The organism is Spirosoma endbachense (assembly GCF_010233585.1).
In the GTDB taxonomy this organism is placed as follows: domain Bacteria; phylum Bacteroidota; class Bacteroidia; order Cytophagales; family Spirosomataceae; genus Spirosoma; species Spirosoma endbachense.
Map to the genome: position 1 here is coordinate 6277727 of NZ_CP045997.1, position 18114 is coordinate 6295840.

Sequence of the window (18114 nt, forward strand, 5' to 3'; positions counted from 1 at the left end):
TTTTTGTAGTTGGCAGGAGTGTTTTCTTATAAAAAATGGAACGGTGTCGGCAAACCAACAAACACGAATAAATCTGTCAGTCCGTCGATACCGTCCTAATAAACCTACTCAATATCCTGGATTCTGTTTGATGGCCGGGTCGGTGTCGATCTGGCTTTGCGGAATCGGCATCAGCAGGTCTTTAGCAGCAATGGTAATCAGGATGTTATTTGTTTTAAACCAGGCGTTCATGACTGAAATAGCCGTTCCGCTACGTAATAAATCGAACCAACGATAGCCTTCACCGACCAATTCTAACTGACGTTCAAGGTCGATAGCTATCCGAAGATTTGCCTGAGACGCAGCCGTGGTATTCGCTAGTCCGGCCCGTGTCCGAATCAGGTTTAAATTTGTAGCAGCTGCGGTAGTGTTTCCTAATTCATTTTCCACCTCGGCCAGCATTAACAGGGCATCGGCGTAACGCAACACGACTACATCGCTGCCTCCGTCGGTAATGACAGCCGGTTGGGCCAGTTTACGACTCCAGGGAATGCCGGAGGTTGTTGCCGTGATGAAGGTGCCACGGCGTTTATCGGCAGCGGTGTAGAGCGCATACAGGCTTTTGGTAGGAAGGTTGTGCCCTTTCGCACCCGACACCGTACCCGATGGTGCATTCTGTTAAAACATCGTGCTGCCTTCGGTATTACCGTTTACGTTCGATGCAAACTGGACCGCGAAAATAATCTCCTTGTTGTTTTCATTCGTGATGCTGAACACATCGGCCGGATTGGGCAACAAGGCATGTCGCCCCGAAGCAACCAGAGCCAGAAGCAATGTTCGGGCTTCGGCGTAGTTTTTCTGGGTAAGATGCACTTTCGCCAGCAAGGTTTGGGCAGCCGTTTTCACTACTTTCCCTGGCTGCGTTGAGGTTTCTGGCAATGTAGCAACAGCTTCGGTCAGGTCTTTTTTAATCTGGTCGTATACCTGCGCCGATGGCGTGCGGCCCTGCCCGAAATAGGTATTTGGATTTTCGGTTTCCTGTGTTACCAGTGGTACGTCGCCGTAAAGCTGAACCAGATTGAAATACAACATTGCCCGGATAAACTTCATCTCGCCGATACGGGCTTGCCTGGTGGCGGCAACAGCGTAGGGAACGTTATCAATTCTGTTCAACACAACGTTGGCCCGTTGGATGGCCTGATAAGAGTGACGCCAGACCAACGTGACCATATCATTGGCTGGAAGGATGGCGAACTGATCGATCTGCCCATAGGTACCACCATCATTGGCAGGTACCTCGTCGTAGGTAACATCGGATTGAATTTCGGAGAAGGCCGGAAAATACAAACCATACAGGCCATTAGCCTGAAGTTTGGCATACGTAGCGTTAACGTACTCTTCAACCTCAATTTCGTTCTGAAGAAAATTACCCAACTCTTTCGACGTAATCGGGTCTTGAAACAACTGCTTATCACAGGATGTCAGACCGAGTAAACTGCTCAGTGACAGACAAAGGAGGAATATCTTTTTCATGAGAAACTGCTTAAAAGTTGACGTTTACACCGACAATAAATGACTTGGCAACCGGATAATTAGCCTGCGAGAGACCATTCGTTAATACATTATCGGTTGAGGTAGCATCGGGGTTAAATCCCAGAAATTTGGTAAACGTGACCAGGTTGTTGGCCGTTATGTACACCCGCGCTCCTGACAGTTTTACGGCAGAAGTCCACATTTTAGGCAGGTTGTAAGCTACTTGCAAATTCCGCAACCGTAGATAATCGGCATCTTTGAAAAATAGGTTCGATGCGCGGGTCAAGCGCCGGGCCGCCGAGAAGTTCCCCAGATTAGGCTGTGCCAGAAAACCATCCGGATTGTCGACGGGGTGGTATCGATTTTCAAAATAATATTTGTTCGGGACACCGAATCCTTCGCCTGCTTCTTCCTGATTCGACAACTGCGTATCCCATATTTTACGTCCCTGAATGCCGACGAACGAAAAACTAAGCTCAAGACCTTTGTAGGCGAAATTGCTGGAGAAACCGTACGTAAACTTCGGGTTGAACGTACCAAACGATTTGCGGTCGTTGAGGTCAATGACACCATCGCCGTTGAGGTCTTCCACAATATAATCACCTAGCAACGTACCGGCCAGTTTCGGGGTGCTGTTTAGTTGCTCCTCGGTTTTAAACACACCTGTGACGTTATAGCCATAAAGTTCAGCAATAGAACCGCCAACTCGTGTCAGGAAATTGCTCGAAGCCCCCGTAATGATTTGACTCTGACCGGGAGCCAACGCCAGTACTTTGTTGGCATTGGTGGCAATGTTTCCACTAAAACCCCATTGAACTGACCCTAAATTGATGTTCGTGCCACTCGCTTCGAGTTCAAACCCTCGGTTCTGAATGCGACCGATATTCTGGATCGACGAACTGAAACCCGATTGCTCCGGCACTGGTACGTCCAGCAGCAAATCTTTGGTAATGGACGAATAATAGTCCGCTGCAACCGTAAAACGGCTTCCCAAGCCCAGATTCAGCCCTACATTGGTCGATGTTTTAACTTCCCATGACAAGTTGGGATTGGGTGTGGTCGTAGCCGCAAAACCAGAGGCAAGTGTACTACCATACACATAACTATCCGCATTGACTAGTGCCTGAGAGCCATAGTTACCAATCTGATTATTACCCGATTGACCCCAGCTTCCACGAATTTTGGCGAACGTAATCAGATTCGTTTTCGGAAAAAACGATTCGTTGCTGATAATCCAGCCGCCTGTAATGGATGGAAAATTACCCCATTTCCGGTCGTCACCGAAGCGGGACGATCCATCGCGCCGAATGGTGGCGGTAAACAGGTATTTGTTCAGGTAGGCATACTGAGCACGTGCCAAATAAGAAGCCTGGGTCCAGGCATAGCGAGTCGCTGATGCCGTAAAGGCGCTGGCCCCGCCGATATTCGTAATGTTGTTATCGGCAATGCCCGAACCCGTAATGAACGTACGGCTTCCCGTTTCTTTCTGAAAGGTATACCCCACTAACAAGTCGATGCTGTGATCCTTAATTTGCCGATTATACGTAATCGTGTTTTCAGACAGGTAACTGACGTTAAAATCGCGGGTTTCGGTTGCTACTGCCGGTTTAGGCGCTGCTGTCCGGTAGCCGCCCACATCCGATGGATTGTAGAAATCAAAGTAGTTGCTAACCAGATCACCTCCCAGTAATGTCTTGAATGTCAGACCACCAATAGGTTGATAGGCAAGATACGAATTGCCAAAGGTTCGGTAAAAGTCACGCTGATTCTTGATTTTTAGCGCCAGCGCCACAGCGTTTTCACCCAAGGCGCCATCTTCGGGGGTGTTTGCGATAATTTGTTGACTAATGGCCAGTGACCCATCGGCATTATAAGGCGAAAACATCGGGTACATGATGTACATGTTTGCAATCGGGTCGAACGATTGGTTGCCGCTATTGTCAAAAAAATTCTGCGAGTTATATGACGGGTTAAGGCTTACGCCCATATCGAACTTGTCTGACAGTCTGGAGTCGACCTTAATTGTGCCACTGTATCGTTTCAGGCCGTTGTTGATTACAATCCCCTGCTGATTGAAGTAGTTGAGCGATACATAGTAATTCGTTCTGGCCGAGCCGCCCGAAATACCAATGTTATAGCTACTCATCACCCCATTCCGAAACAGCTCGTTGAGCCAGTTCGTATTGGTCAGGCCGGGCTGCTTGTCGAGCCACGGTTGGATATAGTTCAGGCGAAGTTCGCGTAGGCTGGCCCCTTTGGCAATGCGGGTGGCGCGGTCATCAGTGATGCTCCGATTAGCTGGGTTTTTCGATACGTAGCCCCAGTCTCGGGCTTCGGTAAAATATTGAGCTGCCTGATAGGCATCGACATATTCCACATTATCACTACGTTGCTGAATACCCGTGTACGCATCGAGCGATACACTCATTTTTTCGGCTTTACCCTTTTTCGTCGTAATTAGTACCACCCCGTTAGCAGCCCGTGAGCCGTAAATGGCGGCTGATGATGGGTCTTTCAGGATGTCCATCGTTTCGATGTCCTGCGGATTAATCGAGTTAAACGAGGATCCTTCCGAGAGCGGAAATCCATCGACCACAATCAGCGGATTACGTCCGGCTGTTAACGTACCGATGCCGCGAATCACTATCTGCGGATTCGAACCCGGCTGCGCGGAAGCATCGTTGATGATTACCCCAGCCGCTTTCCCGGCCAGTTGTTGGGCAAAACTACTACCGTTGTATCGATTCAGTTCCTGCCCTTTTACCTGCGAGATAACCCCCGTTATCTTCGCTTTCGACTGGGCACCGTAACCAATGACGACTGCGTCGTTGAGCGAGCGGGATTCGAGTTTCATCCGGACCAGCAGGCTATTGTTATCGCCAGCGTTGATCAGGAAATCGTTGATCGGTTGTTTTTCGTAGCCAATGTAGCTGAACGTAAAGCTATACTTTGTCCCCGCTTTCAGATTGTTGAGGGTGAAAAACCCATCAGTATCGGTTGTGGTTCCACGCGCATCAGACCTGCCCGGTTCGTTGAGAAGTACGGTAACGCCAACGAGTGGTTCTCCTTTTTCGTCAAGTACTTTTCCTTTCAGCAACGAGGTTTGCTGCCCCATTGCTGTTCCTGCCAGGAGCATCAGTAGAGCGCTCGTCATCAGGATTAGTTGTTTCCTACAGTTATGTACGTAGTGTTTCATAAGACACAGTTGGTCATTTTTAGGCAAAAAGATTACTGTAACCCTACTTTAGGGCGTTTTTAAGTAGGCCGTTCGTTAGGCCTAGTTCAGAAAATTAGCGATGATTTACTCGGGCGACTTGCGGATAATTACCTTATCCGCATCTTGTTTGAATGATAAATTGTTCATTGAACACACGGCTTCCAGCACAACCCGCAATGAGTCGGATGGAATAAACGTACCTGAAAACGACAAGCCCTGCACGTCTGCCGGGTTGGCCTCAATCTGTACGTTATATCGTTTTCCAACTTCGGCCAGTACATTCATCAGCGGTTCTTTGTTGAATCGCAACCACGCAACCGGTGGTGGAGCCGATGGGGCGGTTGGTGGTCGACGGATCGACGTTCTCGCTTCGCCAATCCGTCGAATACGTACCTGCTTCGTCGTTCTATCAGCCGTAAATGCCTGACCAGGAGTTAAGTATGCATCGGCCAGGCTCAGACCGCTTTCGGGTGTGGCTCGCACGACCACGCGACCTTCCAGTAACTCGACCGATAGTTGGCCTGACTCCCTGGCTCGTACCCAGAACTGGGTACCCAATGCGGTTGTCGTAAAACCATTAGCCAGCACCTCAAACGGATGGTTGGGATCTTTAGCTACCGTAAACAACGCATCGCCGGTTAGGCTGATGTTGCGGGATGGTTTGCCAAACGGCTCGTAGTAACTAACACGACTACCCGGCTGGAGCTTCAGCGTCGAACCATCCGCCAACATTACGTTCATGACCGAATGACTGGTATTGGTTTTGTGCGTCAACCGCCAGGGTTGGCGAATTTCCGGTTTGGCTACGACGGTAGTTGTGGTAGTAGGTTTGTATTGATAGAAAAGCCACCCGCCAATCAGCACCAGCATGGCTGCTGCCGCCCAGGCCAACCAGTTTTGTCGGAAGGTACTAACCGGACGTATTACCGCTTCACCAAGAATCTGGCGGTGGAGCCGTGCCAGAATTACTGATGATTGCCTGTCGGTCAAGGGTTTTTCGTCACTCTGTAAGTTCTGGTCATAGTCACTATGTAACGAATTCTCCCAGGCTTGCTCGTCCTGCATGAACTGGCGCAAAAGCCGTTGTTTCTCGGCTTCGGTAGCCGTTCCCGCCCAGAATTTTTCGACGATATGGTGGAGTTCCTGCATCATGTACACCCTAAATACACCGAAGGGAAAAATAGGGGATGCCTTTCTGTGTTACCAAATTGTTAAGCGTAATTTTTGGGGCAAGTGATTGGGCTGAAGGCCAGCATCGAAAACGTCATAAGAGGTCTATAACGAATACTAATACGGAGACAGCCGATGCGCGAGACGATCTATTTTGCTCCTCAATGTGTTTTTTTACCTGACGGGTTGCCTGTTTGAGGTAATCTTTGACTGATTGAACGGAAATCCCCAGCCGTTCGGCCACTTCTTCATAGGACTTGCCTTCGAAGCGCAACAGTTGAAACACTTCTTTCTTGCGGGCGGGGAGCTGGCTGACAGCGGCTTCGATCATCGAGAGCTGGCTAACGAAAAAATCTTCGTCGAGCGGTTCTTCCGCAACCGTTGTTTCCGGAAGGTCGGTTTGCTGAGTAACTACCGTCGATTCTTTAAGTTTCTTTTTAAGGTAGGATAGCGCTTTGTTATAGCTAACAACAAACAGCCAGCCCGCTACCGATTTGTCCTGGTGAATAATATACCGGTTTTCCCAAAGCGCTAAAAAAACTTCCTGAAGGATGTCTTCGGCCGCATCCGGTTGCTTCACCAGTTTAAAAATATTGGCGTAGACTGGCTGTTTATATTGATGATAGAAGGCGTCAAAGGCTTCCACCTGGTTGTTGGCGAGCGCGTGTATTAATTCGAGTTCGGACTTTGCTGGCAGCTTTGTCGCCATAACTACTATCTATAAGTATAACTTTGATCTTGCCATTCTGCTAATAGAAGCCTGCAGCAATGAAAATCTTTAAATCAGAATTTCTACATATAATACAAATTTAAGCAATAGTCTATAAGTAACGTTTTATAAAATTGTTAATAGGTGAAGTAGTATCTAGTCCTGAAACGTTCTGGATTTATGTACTGATTTTCGATAAAAATTATGGGCCCGTTTCATGTAGTGAAGAAATAGGTTGAAAACTACTTTGCTTCTGATCTGGAGATAGGTACCAAGCGATTGAGATTAACCGGTCGATAGGGTTCATCAATATAGTGAGTCCTGTCAAACGGTTCTTCTGCCATGACCAATAGAATGGCATCAGGACTAAAGCGGTACATAAAGCGCCAGTCCTGAGGAGCCAGCAGTAAATAATGATGGGGTGTTGATAAATAATAAAAATGATCTTCGAACGGGGTTTGAACATAGACATGAACAGAACCGATTACGCATTGTAACATCATCTGGCAGGAAGGGTGCCGATGGCCACCCCGGTAGCCAAATTCGGGAACCTGGTTAATCCAGAACAACCGCTTAAGGGGTTGTTTCCAATCCGATTCAAGCCAGTTGGGCTCATCAACCTGATTTTTGTTCCGAAAAAATGTTTGAGCCATGCCAGATACAATTTTTCCTCCTTCTGCTAGAGCATTCATTCGGCCTCCGTGATAAGCAAGAACGCTGGAAACAAATTGTTCCAGCGTTTCCCGTTTTCTTAACCTAAACTGATCCGCGATCCCTCAGTTGACGTGAGTGAAGGGGACCAATCAGTACCTAACAACTACGGTCATAGAATACCTTTAGGTTTGAGGACTGGTAAGAAACCAAGATTTGGTAGCTTGCCAGACAGACAACCGAGCGGGCTTCCCTAGCGTCTCCGGCCAGGTTTGCGTCCTATGGGCCGATTCAGGTCCCGCTCGGTCTTTCTTACTTAACCTCGAATAGAAATTTGGATTCTCAGATCCATTAGCAAGGTAGCGAGTGATAAGTAAGCGTCTGATTGGAAACTCTAAATTAAGTACCCACATGGAAATTCGCTATTACATTGGTATTGATGTTTCGAAGATCACTTTAGATTGGGCCGTTTATGCTAACCAGCGAATGGTTTGGCAAACCCAATCGGAGAATTCATCGGTGGCTGTCCGAGCGGTGATTAAACAACTCCAGACGCTGGCATGCTTTAAGAACACAAATTGCGTAGTTTGTATGGAGCATACAGGCCTTTACAATGCCCATGCCCTAGAAGTGCTCTTTCAGGCCCAATTTCCGATTTGGCTGGAGGCTTCCCTACACATTAAACAAGCGAGTGGGTTACAGCGAGGCAAGTCCGACAGCGTTGATGCGCAACGGATTGCTGAATATGCGTATCGCTTTCGGGACCGCCTTCGGCTGTGGCAACCGCCCCGCCCTGTTATGAAAAAATTAGCCGAGTTAACCCGGCTGCGTCAACGACTGCAAGGTATGATCAGTCAATTGAAAGTGCCCCTGACCGAACAGAAACGCTTTGGCGACAAAAGCTTGACCGCTCAATTAAGTCAGCATTGCAGTAGTTCACTCAAGGCGCTAGTCAGCGACTTGAAAGGAATTGAAAAAGCCATCAAACAACTCATCGCAGATGACCCTACTCTGAAATCACTTTTTGAGTTGGTGACCTCCGTACCCGGTGTCGGTCAAGTCGTAGCGACTGAACTGATCCTGGCCAGCGACGAGTTTAAAGCCATTGACGACCCCAAAAAGCTAGCCTGCCATGCAGGAGTGGCCCCTTTTGAACACTCTTCAGGCAGTAGCATTCGCAGGAAAACCCGCGTGAATCATCAGGCTCGAAAATCGCTCAAGACCTTACTTCATCTGGCAGCTATGTCAGCTCTTCAAGTCAAGGGCGACCTTCAGCAGTACTATCAACGGAAAGTGGCCGAGGGCAAGAATAAGATGTTGGTCATCAACGCATTACGCAACAAACTCATCCATCGGGTCTATGCAGTAGTCAAGAGAGGTAAAAAATATGATAAAACTTATACGATCGCCCTTGCTTGAATCATAGAAATCCTTAAAGGTACCCATCGCCAAAGGATAGCCTTGTTAGCCGAAAATTATCAAATTAAGATCAATCTGTTGGCTATGAGCAAATCCAGACTAGATATCCATTCGAACGCCTATTGTATGAATGCGCCTTTATTTGCCGAACCAATTAAGCTGATGCCTTAGCCTAACATAGGTTGTCAATTACCCAAAACTGGTAATCTATGTCAGGTTATGACAATATCTCCGTAATCTCGAACTTGGCACACACCCGCGTTCTGTTTTACCAAACGCCACACTAACCCTGATAAAGGTGCCTTTGATAGGTATTCTGGAAAGCTTACTCCCTATGTGAGCTCCAATTGGGAAAGGGGTGTTTACTGAGATTCGCGTTATAATATTTTGCCTCGCTGGTCACTTCCTGGCCGACCCAGTCAGGCAGGGATATAGTCTGATCAGCAGAGCTTAATTCGACCTCCGCCACGACCATGCCCTGATTTTCCCCTTGAAATTCATCAACTTCCCAAACCAACCCCTCATACGGAATCCGGTAGCGAACCTTCACAATGATTGGCTTTTCACAGAGCTCATGGAGCATCTCCAGGGCATCCTCAATGGGAATTGGGTATTCATATTCACTCCGACTGGCCCCCGATGTCTTGCCTTTAATGGTTATGTAGCCCTGATCATCCACCCGTCGAACCCGAACCGTCCGATCGGGATGGTTACTCAGATAGCCTTGCTGGTAAAACTGACCCTTGCCTACCTGCTTCCAATCGGTTCCTTTGACCAGAAACTTTCGTTCGATTTCGATGCCCATGGCTTAAACGGTTTGAAGGTGTTCTAAGGCGGGGTCATACCTGGTCTCGGTCTGCCAGAGTTTCCAGTACTGACAGTACCTGCCCACCAGTTCACCGGCTTTCTCGGCAAATAGCCGGTTGGCTAAAGGGTGAATCTGTTGCTGTAACGTCGTCCGTTGTTCATCGAGCAGTTGTAAAACCGTTTCCCGTGCTTTTTTGGCTCTCAATGCTATCCTTCCAGTCTCGATTTCCTCGGCCAGCACTCCACAGTCATGATCATCACCTAACAGCTCTCCCAGCTGTTTTAATTCGCTTGAATAGGCCTCCAGCAGCTCCGGCCAGATGGGTTCGAGTAATCGGGTATGATACCCAATCGTTTTTACTTCTTTTCGTAATTCATGATAATGATCACTACTAGGACGACGAGCAGCGACTTGCAATGCTTTGCGTGCCTGACGGTACATCGTTTTTAGGTTGGGCCTAAGAACGGAAAAGCCAGTGCAGCGTTGGCAAAGCTCAGGCGCCTTCAGGTGAGCCTGCCGCAACCCATCAGCCACCGTTTGAAGAGTTGCTGTCACTTCAAAAAATTGGCTGGATACTTGATGTTGCCTGTTAACCAATGCTTTTTTGAGGGCAGCGTACTGGCTGGAAGAAATCCGATCGGGATAAGTCTGTTGAAGCTTTTCCAGTGTTTTACACATGACTGTGGCATCTCTGACGGGAGAAATCAGATGGGCGATCGTTCGATACTGTTTATTTTGCCGTTTGAAGTCTTTCTTCTTAAGGTCGCTTCTGACCAATCGAAAAAGTGATCGAATCTTTTTGATTCGTTTCCGCACATCGTGAATCGTTTCCTCTTTTTCCTGACCTGGGTTTTCTAACGACTCAAGGGCTTTCTCTAGTTGCTCCGACAATATCCGATTCAGATTGACGGCAATTGATTGATTCGGTTGAAATACATATCCCATTTGACACAAGCTTGTTTTTGTCATCCGATAGGTGTTAAACAAATAAACGGACGATTGGATTTATCATCAATCGACAGCAACGTCTTAAGCTTAATGGATTGAATTGATCCCGACCGTATTTGAGCCAATGGATAACCTCCTGCTGACTGGAAAAGGCGGGCAGGAGAGGCTCCGGACGAGGGATATAGGGTTGAAAAGGAAGGGCACTAAAAATCACCTGATAGACCAGCGGCAATCTTAGCAAATGTCGCAGTCGGCCCCTTACGTTGTCGTTTTTACACGTCCAGAAAGCCGGTCAATCTGGCTATTTTTGACTCTAGATAAACAACACCATCTTATGGACATGACCATTCAACAAATTGCCGAAGCTTTTTCCCGGCATGACTTTGTGAGTACTTATCCGTACTTATCGGAAACAATTCAGTGGAACCTAATTGGCAGCCAGCTGCTAACTGGAACGCAAAGCATCATTGCTGCGTGTGAACAATCATCGGCTTATCTGAAAACGGTCACCACTACGTTCGATAAATTTTTAATACTTTCTACGGAGAACGATATAGTGATCGACAGTTTATCTACTTACGCAGACGGCGAACAGTTGCGTACGAAGGTGGCCTCCTGTGATTGGTATCGTTTTGAGAATGGGAAACTGGCTGAAATAACCTCCTACACTATTGAAGTGAACGAATAGGAAGATTTATTTCTGTATAGCAAAATCAGTGCTGTTTTCCAACAACGACTACATTCGTTGGGAGTGTGATTGACACAACGTCAACTGACAAATTTTCTTAATGAATGTTTGTCGCAACAAGTTACATGGTCTCATCAAATCCTTGTGGCTACTGTCCGCCGTTGCACAACTCACGCAGGGGATAGATTCGCGCATACAAACGCCAGCGCCATACCTACATTGCACCTACGGGGTCGAATGTTACCTACACTAAAGCCATAAAAAAATGGATTAGTATCGTTGCCCCAAAGCAATAACCCCTATATCCTAAATCAAAACGCCCAGCCATTTTTGGCCGAGCGTTTTGATTTAGGGTATAGCCGTTTGGAGGTGGAATACTTCTACCAGAATAACAAAGTGCTCGACTATCAAAAAGTTCTAAGCTTATTTATTCGTTATCTTTGCCTAAACAGCGATTGTCTGATCGCTGACCTATTAGCAACACTTTCTGATGACGAACGATCCGTTTCATGAGCTCAAAAACTGAGTCCGAGGCTGCATACCCCGTACTGCTGAACTATTTGGTTCATAAAGTCAATGGCCAGACGCCCAATACGGGATTGATTCTGTCAAGCCAGTCAACTTCCTTGAAAGCCAATGCTGAGCTATAAATTGAGTATTATCCGGATCGGCACCTTCACTATCAGGTCACTTTGGCTCGTTGCTATTCAATCCGAACATTCTCCGTCCTAATCGATTGCAGCCCTGCATACAAACCCAACAGGACGTTATGCAGTGGATCAAAACGGGTCAATACCGGGAGCCACCTTATTCGTTTTAGGGCAGCTCAAAAGACCGACATAACCTCCCGTCGATTACACCCCTTCGTCAGTCAATCTGAAAGCAGGAGTAAACAAAAATATAGGCAGCGATTAAGAAAAGAAGCACCACGAGGATAAACAGCAGCTGCTGCCTTAGGTGAACATATTGGCTATTACCAGCCAGTAAGTTAATCAGCTCATTAATCAAATGACGGAACACACCAAGAGGCAATGGGTTGGTTTTGAAGCCTCTAGTTCGTTAGATTTTTGACTTGTAGGTTAATAAATTATTAGTACAGTAACCCTCAATATTGTCGATCTGTACCACTTAGTAACCTGAGTTAAAACTGGTGTCTTAGGGCAGATTGACATTTGTTTGCTCTTCTTTAAAACATTAACACGATTAACTAATTATATAGTTTAATTTTATTTAGGTAAATCGGATTTAACAGGAAGACTTTAGGAGTGCTATCTCTCGTTTTAGGGATACAATAAAGGATCGATCAATCAATAAGCATGCATTCAATCTCATTACGCTTTTCCCAGGAATTAACCCAGCGTCTTAACCAGATGAAAATCCGAAGTACCCGTTATAAAGTAGCCCTGTATAAACAGCTTAATCAGGAGCAGCAGCCAGACGGACACAAGCTGACCGAGATTAAGGCAGAAAATACAGAGTTCGCCTTCAACATTATGTTTGAACGCAAAAATCCGGAGTCAGAATGGCGATTAGTAACTCCACTAAAATTTACGGATTAACCAAGAGCTCCATTGGTTGGAGCTTTATGATTAGGTCAGTTTCATTTAGTTAATTTAAGTTGCGTGTTATAGCTGCTCTGGTGTGAGTCCATCAAAAGTGTAGGCAAGAAGGAACAAAAGCACTTTCAAGAGGAAACCTTTGGCGGTTACAGCATGAATACTGCGTGGAATTAAATCCGTGATTTGATTAAAAACTCCTTCGATCGGTTTGCGAAAGTGATTCTTCAGAAATACATCCCAAGCCGCGTCGGGGCGGTGGCTATTCTTTTTACGATGAATCCGTAGAAAAATCTCTTCATGCTCGGCATACAAGTCCTCCTGTCGCTCCGGCGACCCGGTCGTAGTCGGTATAGCCTTTGTCACCATACAATTCACTACCCGCTGGCAGATCAATACTCATTGATTGAAGGGCCGTGACATCCGCAAAACTGCCTGCCACTATGAAGTAATCAACGGGTAAGCAGTTCTCATCGACAATGAGTTGAATCTTAAAGCTGTAGAAATATTCTTTTTTGGCTTCGTTGTAGCCATGATAGGCTTTGCCTGGCAGCCGTTTACAAACTGGAATCCGGCAATTCCGGCAGACGGCTACTGAGATTGAGGTTTTTAAGGGTAATGCCCAAGGCCTGAAAGACGGCGACCAACCGAGCTTCGAGCCGGTGGATACGCCGGTTAAATCCTGATTTATGGATCATTTTCAGCCCATGCTGTTCTTGCCTATACTTCATAGCAGAGGCTTGATTACCATAAAAAAAATAAGGCAGCCAGTAGTGCTGTTGTAGCAATTTCGGCATCATTGAGTTTACAATGGGTAGCTTCTAGAGGTGAACCAGCCTTGAAAAAGTCATCCAAAAAGCAGTAGATTGCAATGGCCTTGTCAGTCATGAGATGAGGGGTTTGAAGCGTCAGATACTTCAAAAATACCGCATCGACTGGCAGAGCCTACTATCTCGCGACTTGAATTAAGTAGTAAAGTTGAGCTAGGCGATAAAGTTGTTGTATATGTACCCTGGGCTGCAAAGATGTGGCAATTAACCAACAGTTATAGTTATGAGTGCATGATCTAAAAAACATTCCATTAAAAACACAAAGCCCAGACGGTGCGCCGTTGCGACAACAGCCGGGCTTTGCGTTTTCATGGATAAGGATTCAAGCTCATCCACCGATGGGTAACGAGATAATAATGGGTTCTATGACCGTGTGCCTGTCTTTCAAATCAGCATTGGCGGGGTCATTGACCATTGCACCAAACTTTTCCATGTCCGTTGCTTCTATTAATAGAAGCACTGAATTGGGATTATCCATATCCTGAAATTCATTTAAAATGGTTGCAACAGGAGCAAATGTATCTACCCGCTCCTGATGACCTGCGAGCCAGATAGTAATGTCTCCTACTTGGTGACGAGCGATGATTGTTGCCATGATTTTTTGGTTTTAAAATGGAAATTATTGATTTGTACTAGATTAACGGTTTAGTTATTGGTGATAAGCGGATCAATTCGTGCGCGGCCTAGGTAGCGTCTGACAGTTGGTTGAGAAAAGGATGTAACGAAAATGTTCAGCATGGTAGCTAGGGGGTAGTGTTAAGCGAGTCTATGGGCATCGGGAAAGCCGCTTCGGGCAATCGAAACGGACTAACCGAAATGAAGCAGAACCGCCCCGCAAGTCTAGCTGACGGCAGGCAGAAGGCGGTGGAGGATTATGTCAAAAAGGTGGAGGATTATTGCAAAAGCCGGAATTTGGCTGAGGACATGCCAAATTCTTCCGAACATATCCGACTGAAGTACGTCGGGGCTTTGAAACCTACCGCAAAAGTTACTGGAAAAATGCTCGGATCGGCGGAAATCAATAGTTCATTTGCCTACTCGAATCGTCCGAATAGACCCTCGACATATCCGTTAGATTAACCAGCTTCCAATGGAGCAACACATTTCTGCTGTATGAATTGTAACCGCAAGTAACTTATTCTCTCAAAACCCTCCCAAGTGAGACGAAGGAATAATCATGTATCTGCTTTTTAAATCAGGCGTTTTATAAGCCTTTAATTCAAGCCTCTATACTCAATGGGTGAAATCCCTACTTTTTGCTTAAAAAAGCGTGTAAAATGCTGGGGGTATTTGAAGCCTAATTCATATGATATTTCACTAACGGATTTGCTGATATCAAAAATCCGCTCTTTCGCCAAATCAATCAACTGAAGCTGGATGTACTCTAGGGCCGATTTCCCAGTCTCTTTTTTGATTAAATCACCAAAGTAGTTGGGCGAAAGGTGTAACTCATTGGCAAAGTAGGCTACCGTTGGCACACCATCTGTTTTCAGCTTATCGCCTAGTAAATACCCGGTTAGTTTCTCTTCAAACTGTTCAAGGAGACCATGATTGACATGCCCACGGGTGATAAATTGCCGGTCGTAAAAACGGGAGCAGTATTTCAGCAATAATTCCAGATTGGCTATAATCAACTCCTTACTGTGACGGTCAATATTCTGGCTGATCTCGGTAACGATATTGCCAATACAAGCCATCACAACGTCTCGTTCTTTATTGGAAAGATGTAAGGCTTCATGGGATTGATAACTGAAGAAAGAGTACTGATGAATCTGCTTGCCTAAGCTGGTGCCTTTGATTAAGTCAGGATGAAAGATGAGCGCCTTCCCATAAGGCTGATGCTCTTCGCCTTCCGGTTCATTGCTAATGATTTGGCCAGGTCCAAAAAAGACCAGCGTTCCCTCAGCATAGTCATAATACTGGTTGCCATACCGAATGTCTCCGCAGAGGGTTTCTTTCAGGATAACGGCATAAAAACTCAGCGTAAATTTCTCCCGTTTTAACGGCTTGGACTGATCTAAATCGACCAAACTGATGAGCGGGTGCTGGGTTTTATTGTTAAAAGCATCCGCGTATTTTTTTATGGTGTCGTAGACAATCATTGCTTACGGTTCGGCGTCCCGATTTTTTAATCAAATCTATTGCTTAAAACAGTGCCTCACAGCCCTGTCAGTAAAAGTGGTAGGTAAAACCGTAAAATGTATAAAAGCGACGATGTTACACCTGATAATTTTGTGGTGGGTTTCTTAGAAGGCGAAATAAATTCCTGTTTATGAGGCCTATAACGGTCAACGACTATGAAACGAAACCAGTTATTTTTCATTCCATTCCTGCTATTTTTTGTAGGCAGTATGGCTTGCAAAACGGATATCCCAATGGCAGAAGACAAACCGATTAGGCTAGACAGTACCGGTAATAATAATTCCTCCAATCGGCTACGTATCCAGGTTGGCTCCTACACCTTTACAGCGACTTTGCTGAACAATGCCACAGTAACCGCCTTCAAAACCAGATTGCCGATCACTCTTTCGATGAACGAGCTGAATCGAAATGAAAAGTACGCTGAACTGCCAGCTCCTTTGCCGACGAACGCAGCTAACCCCAGAGCGATTCAAACCGGTGATTTGATGCTGTATGGTTCTACTACGTTGGTGCTTTTCTATGAGCCATTTCAAACGACCTACAGCTATACCAAGCTAGGGCATGTCGATAATTCGGAGGGGCTGGCAACCGCTCCGGGTTCGGGAAATGTTACGGTCACCTTTGAGTTGGAGTAACTCTGTATCACTCTACATGAATAACAACATGAAACGACTAACCCTATTTTTAGCTACGTCCCTATTGATGATTGGGCAGGCATTCAGTCAAGGTTTATCATCTCAAACAAAACAGAAAACAGTGAAGTCAGACTATTTAACCTTCACCCTGAGCGATCAGGTTACCAAGCAAAACGTTCAATACAAAAATCGATACGGTATTACCATTGCCGCTCATTTGTATACACCCAAAAATATGGATGCGGCTAAAAAGTACCCTGCCGTTGTCATTGGTACACCGTATGGTGGCGTTAAAGAGCAAGGGGCAGGCATCTATGCGCAAAACATGGCCGAACAGGGATTTATTGCCCTGGCGATTGATGAATCTTATAATGGGGAAAGTGGCGGAGAACCCAGACACGTTTCATCGCCGGATGTGTTCGTCGAAGATTTCAGTGCTGGTGTCGATTTTTTAGGCACCCGTCCCTTTGTTGATCGGGCCAAAATTGGCGCTATTGGTATTTGTGGCAGTGGTGGTTTTGCACTGAAAGCGGCTCAGATTGATCATCGGATTAAAGCAGTGGCGACTACCAGTATGTACGATATGAGCGGGGTTATGCGAAACGGATGGATGAATAGTATGACCGCCGAACAACGGAATACGACCCTTGACCAACTCGCCGAGCAGCGATGGAAAGACGTTGACAACGGTACACCCGAATTAACACTATCCTTCCCAGGCGAACCGGTAACTACTATACCAGCAGGCCTGGACCCAATTGCCAGTGAGTTCTTTGAGTACTATGGCATGAAACGGGGACATCATCCGAATTCAATTGGTGCCTTTACCAAAACCAGCAGCCTGGCTTTTATGAACTTTCCCTTGCTGAACTATATTGAAACCATTTCACCCCGACCTGTTTTATTTGTCATCGGTGAAAATGCCCATTCCCGCTATTTCAGTGAGGATGCCTACAAACAGGCGGCTGAGCCTAAAGAACTCTATATTGTTCCCAAAGCCCGGCACATTGATTTATACGATAGGACAGACATGATCCCTTTTGATAAACTCACTTCGTTCTTTACGAAGTATTTAAAGGACACCAAGCTGAAAGAAAAAGTCAGCCTGGTTGGCGGCACAAACAAGTAACTTGTTGGCTTAAGAGTTGTCAGAAAGCCGATAATAACAGATAGGCACCTATCCAAAGATGATGAGAGAGGAATTGAATAAACTGCCAGCAGCTAGCACAGACATTTTCGAGCGGCTACGTGCGGGAGAGCTTTTACGAAAAGATGACCCAGCGTACAGCAGATTTGCTGAAGTGGTTTCGCGTGCGATCCGGTTATGTGTCCAGATGAATGCCACAGCTACCGACGTTGATCAGGTACGGAATCAGTTGAGTAAAATTATTGGTAGCCAGATCGATATATCAACAACGATCTTCCCACCCTTTTACACCAACTTTGGCCGGTCCATTTATATTGGCAAGCATGTGTTTATCAACCATGCCTGCTCTTTTTTGGATATTGGCGGCATCATTATTGAAGACGATGTACAGATCGGTCCCCGTGTCAATCTTACCTCGGAAAACCATCCATTAGATCCTGGTGATCGTCAAACACTGATTCCTAAGCCGGTTGTTATCAAACGCAATGCCTGGATTGGTGCCGGGGCGACAATACTTCCCGGCGTTACGGTTGGCGAAAATTCAATTGTGGCAGCCGGAGCCATAGTTAGTCGAGATGTCCCACCAAATACAATCGTAGGGGAGATTCCGGCCAAGGTCATTAAGTCACTTTGAAAACGAAAGGGATTTAGTTTCCGACCTTATTCTAATACGTCCTTATTC

Annotated in this window: 18 protein-coding genes and 1 pseudogene; 8 read left to right on the forward strand and 11 right to left on the reverse strand. The window is 46.2% G+C overall.

Annotated elements, in window-relative coordinates; all coding sequences use genetic code 11:
• Positions 1 to 108: 108 nt before the first annotated feature.
• The 6 genes from GJR95_RS41885 to GJR95_RS25575 all read right to left on the reverse strand — a co-directional run bounded on the left by GJR95_RS41885 (position 109) and on the right by GJR95_RS25575 (position 7300).
• Positions 109 to 636 (reverse strand): RagB/SusD family nutrient uptake outer membrane protein, encoded by a 528-nt coding sequence (locus tag GJR95_RS41885; protein WP_198424742.1) that lies wholly within the window; start codon positions 634 to 636, stop codon positions 109 to 111.
• Between the two features lie 21 nt (positions 637 to 657).
• Entirely contained in the window at positions 658 to 1512 is an 855-nt protein-coding gene (locus GJR95_RS41890) for a RagB/SusD family nutrient uptake outer membrane protein (protein ID WP_198424743.1), read from the reverse strand.
• A gap of 10 nt (positions 1513 to 1522) precedes the next feature.
• Positions 1523 to 4666 (reverse strand): SusC/RagA family TonB-linked outer membrane protein, encoded by a 3144-nt coding sequence (locus tag GJR95_RS25560; protein WP_162388557.1) that lies wholly within the window; start codon positions 4664 to 4666, stop codon positions 1523 to 1525.
• 147 nt (positions 4667 to 4813) lie between these two features.
• On the reverse strand, positions 4814 to 5881 hold the full coding sequence (locus tag GJR95_RS25565) for a FecR family protein (protein WP_162388558.1): 1068 nt from the start codon (positions 5879 to 5881) through the stop codon (positions 4814 to 4816).
• A gap of 112 nt (positions 5882 to 5993) precedes the next feature.
• On the reverse strand, positions 5994 to 6608 hold the full coding sequence (locus GJR95_RS25570) for an RNA polymerase sigma-70 factor (RefSeq protein ID WP_162388559.1): 615 nt from the start codon (positions 6606 to 6608) through the stop codon (positions 5994 to 5996).
• A 242-nt stretch (positions 6609 to 6850) separates the two neighbouring features.
• A complete protein-coding gene (locus GJR95_RS25575) occupies positions 6851 to 7300 on the reverse strand; it encodes a sugar 3,4-ketoisomerase (protein WP_162388560.1) in 450 nt (149 codons plus the stop codon).
• Positions 7301 to 7670: 370 nt separating this feature from the next.
• Here GJR95_RS25575 and GJR95_RS25580 point away from each other — a divergent pair, with 370 nt between their 5' ends.
• Entirely contained in the window at positions 7671 to 8678 is a 1008-nt protein-coding gene (locus GJR95_RS25580) for an IS110 family RNA-guided transposase (RefSeq protein ID WP_162388561.1), read from the forward strand.
• Between the two features lie 325 nt (positions 8679 to 9003).
• Here GJR95_RS25580 and GJR95_RS25585 read toward each other — a convergent pair whose 3' ends face one another.
• The gene (locus GJR95_RS25585; protein WP_162388562.1) at positions 9004 to 9483 is read right to left on the reverse strand and encodes a CYTH domain-containing protein; all 480 of its coding nucleotides are present in this window, start codon (positions 9481 to 9483) and stop codon (positions 9004 to 9006) included.
• A 3-nt stretch (positions 9484 to 9486) separates the two neighbouring features.
• A complete protein-coding gene (locus GJR95_RS25590; protein WP_198424744.1) occupies positions 9487 to 10431 on the reverse strand; it encodes a CHAD domain-containing protein in 945 nt (314 codons plus the stop codon).
• A 343-nt stretch (positions 10432 to 10774) separates the two neighbouring features.
• On the opposite strand from GJR95_RS25590, the gene GJR95_RS25595 reads away from it, so the two are divergent.
• From GJR95_RS25595 to GJR95_RS25605, 3 genes are all read left to right on the forward strand, one after another.
• Complete coding sequence (locus GJR95_RS25595; RefSeq protein WP_162388564.1) at positions 10775 to 11122, forward strand: nuclear transport factor 2-like protein; 348 nt, start codon at positions 10775 to 10777, stop codon at positions 11120 to 11122.
• Positions 11123 to 11631: 509 nt separating this feature from the next.
• A complete protein-coding gene (locus GJR95_RS25600; RefSeq protein WP_162388565.1) occupies positions 11632 to 11772 on the forward strand; it encodes a hypothetical protein in 141 nt (46 codons plus the stop codon).
• A 666-nt stretch (positions 11773 to 12438) separates the two neighbouring features.
• Entirely contained in the window at positions 12439 to 12681 is a 243-nt protein-coding gene (locus GJR95_RS25605; protein WP_162388566.1) for a hypothetical protein, read from the forward strand.
• Between the two features lie 66 nt (positions 12682 to 12747).
• Here the strand turns inward: GJR95_RS25605 and GJR95_RS42975 are convergent.
• Together GJR95_RS42975 and GJR95_RS25615 are read right to left on the reverse strand one after the other, a co-directional pair.
• Positions 12748 to 13566 (reverse strand): annotated as a pseudogene (locus GJR95_RS42975) (IS982 family transposase).
• Positions 13567 to 13836: 270 nt separating this feature from the next.
• Positions 13837 to 14103, reverse strand: a complete 267-nt coding sequence (locus GJR95_RS25615; RefSeq protein ID WP_162388567.1) for a hypothetical protein — start codon at positions 14101 to 14103, stop codon at positions 13837 to 13839.
• A gap of 221 nt (positions 14104 to 14324) precedes the next feature.
• Here GJR95_RS25615 and GJR95_RS25620 point away from each other — a divergent pair, with 221 nt between their 5' ends.
• Positions 14325 to 14588 (forward strand): hypothetical protein, encoded by a 264-nt coding sequence (locus GJR95_RS25620; protein WP_162388568.1) that lies wholly within the window; start codon positions 14325 to 14327, stop codon positions 14586 to 14588.
• 134 nt (positions 14589 to 14722) lie between these two features.
• Here the strand turns inward: GJR95_RS25620 and GJR95_RS25625 are convergent, their stop codons facing one another.
• A complete protein-coding gene (locus GJR95_RS25625; protein WP_162388569.1) occupies positions 14723 to 15610 on the reverse strand; it encodes a helix-turn-helix domain-containing protein in 888 nt (295 codons plus the stop codon).
• 195 nt (positions 15611 to 15805) lie between these two features.
• Here GJR95_RS25625 and GJR95_RS25630 point away from each other — a divergent pair, with 195 nt between their 5' ends.
• The 3 genes from GJR95_RS25630 to GJR95_RS25640 are packed head-to-tail and all read left to right on the forward strand — an operon-like array spanning position 15806 to position 18066.
• Complete coding sequence (locus tag GJR95_RS25630) at positions 15806 to 16285, forward strand: cyclophilin-like fold protein (RefSeq protein ID WP_162388570.1); 480 nt, start codon at positions 15806 to 15808, stop codon at positions 16283 to 16285.
• Between the two features lie 28 nt (positions 16286 to 16313).
• The gene (locus GJR95_RS25635) at positions 16314 to 17414 is read left to right on the forward strand and encodes an alpha/beta hydrolase (protein WP_162388571.1); all 1101 of its coding nucleotides are present in this window, start codon (positions 16314 to 16316) and stop codon (positions 17412 to 17414) included.
• Between the two features lie 58 nt (positions 17415 to 17472).
• Positions 17473 to 18066, forward strand: coding sequence for a DapH/DapD/GlmU-related protein (locus tag GJR95_RS25640; protein WP_162388572.1), 594 nt, complete (start codon positions 17473 to 17475; stop codon positions 18064 to 18066).
• The last annotated feature ends 48 nt before the right edge of the window (positions 18067 to 18114 follow it).

What these genes read in the sequence shown, in the direction of transcription:
- GJR95_RS25600 (WP_162388565.1), top strand. Translation starts at nt 11,632, where the DNA reads ATGAGCTCAAAAACTGAGTCCGAGGCTGCATACCCCGTACTGCTGAAC.
- GJR95_RS25595 (WP_162388564.1), top strand. Translation starts at nt 10,775, where the DNA reads ATGACCATTCAACAAATTGCCGAAGCTTTTTCCCGGCATGACTTTGTG.
- GJR95_RS25590 (WP_198424744.1), bottom strand. Translation starts at nt 10,431, where the DNA reads ATGGGATATGTATTTCAACCGAATCAATCAATTGCCGTCAATCTGAAT.
- GJR95_RS25565 (WP_162388558.1), bottom strand. Translation starts at nt 5,881, where the DNA reads ATGATGCAGGAACTCCACCATATCGTCGAAAAATTCTGGGCGGGAACG.
- GJR95_RS25635 (WP_162388571.1), top strand. Translation starts at nt 16,314, where the DNA reads ATGAAACGACTAACCCTATTTTTAGCTACGTCCCTATTGATGATTGGG.
- GJR95_RS25640 (WP_162388572.1), top strand. Translation starts at nt 17,473, where the DNA reads ATGATGAGAGAGGAATTGAATAAACTGCCAGCAGCTAGCACAGACATT.
- GJR95_RS25575 (WP_162388560.1), bottom strand. Translation starts at nt 7,300, where the DNA reads ATGAATGCTCTAGCAGAAGGAGGAAAAATTGTATCTGGCATGGCTCAA.
- GJR95_RS25560 (WP_162388557.1), bottom strand. Translation starts at nt 4,666, where the DNA reads ATGACGAGCGCTCTACTGATGCTCCTGGCAGGAACAGCAATGGGGCAG.
- GJR95_RS25615 (WP_162388567.1), bottom strand. Translation starts at nt 14,103, where the DNA reads ATGGCAACAATCATCGCTCGTCACCAAGTAGGAGACATTACTATCTGG.
- GJR95_RS25570 (WP_162388559.1), bottom strand. Translation starts at nt 6,608, where the DNA reads ATGGCGACAAAGCTGCCAGCAAAGTCCGAACTCGAATTAATACACGCG.
- GJR95_RS25605 (WP_162388566.1), top strand. Translation starts at nt 12,439, where the DNA reads ATGCATTCAATCTCATTACGCTTTTCCCAGGAATTAACCCAGCGTCTT.
- GJR95_RS25630 (WP_162388570.1), top strand. Translation starts at nt 15,806, where the DNA reads ATGAAACGAAACCAGTTATTTTTCATTCCATTCCTGCTATTTTTTGTA.
- GJR95_RS25625 (WP_162388569.1), bottom strand. Translation starts at nt 15,610, where the DNA reads ATGATTGTCTACGACACCATAAAAAAATACGCGGATGCTTTTAACAAT.
- GJR95_RS25585 (WP_162388562.1), bottom strand. Translation starts at nt 9,483, where the DNA reads ATGGGCATCGAAATCGAACGAAAGTTTCTGGTCAAAGGAACCGATTGG.
- GJR95_RS25620 (WP_162388568.1), top strand. Translation starts at nt 14,325, where the DNA reads ATGAAGCAGAACCGCCCCGCAAGTCTAGCTGACGGCAGGCAGAAGGCG.
- GJR95_RS25580 (WP_162388561.1), top strand. Translation starts at nt 7,671, where the DNA reads ATGGAAATTCGCTATTACATTGGTATTGATGTTTCGAAGATCACTTTA.
- GJR95_RS41890 (WP_198424743.1), bottom strand. Translation starts at nt 1,512, where the DNA reads ATGAAAAAGATATTCCTCCTTTGTCTGTCACTGAGCAGTTTACTCGGT.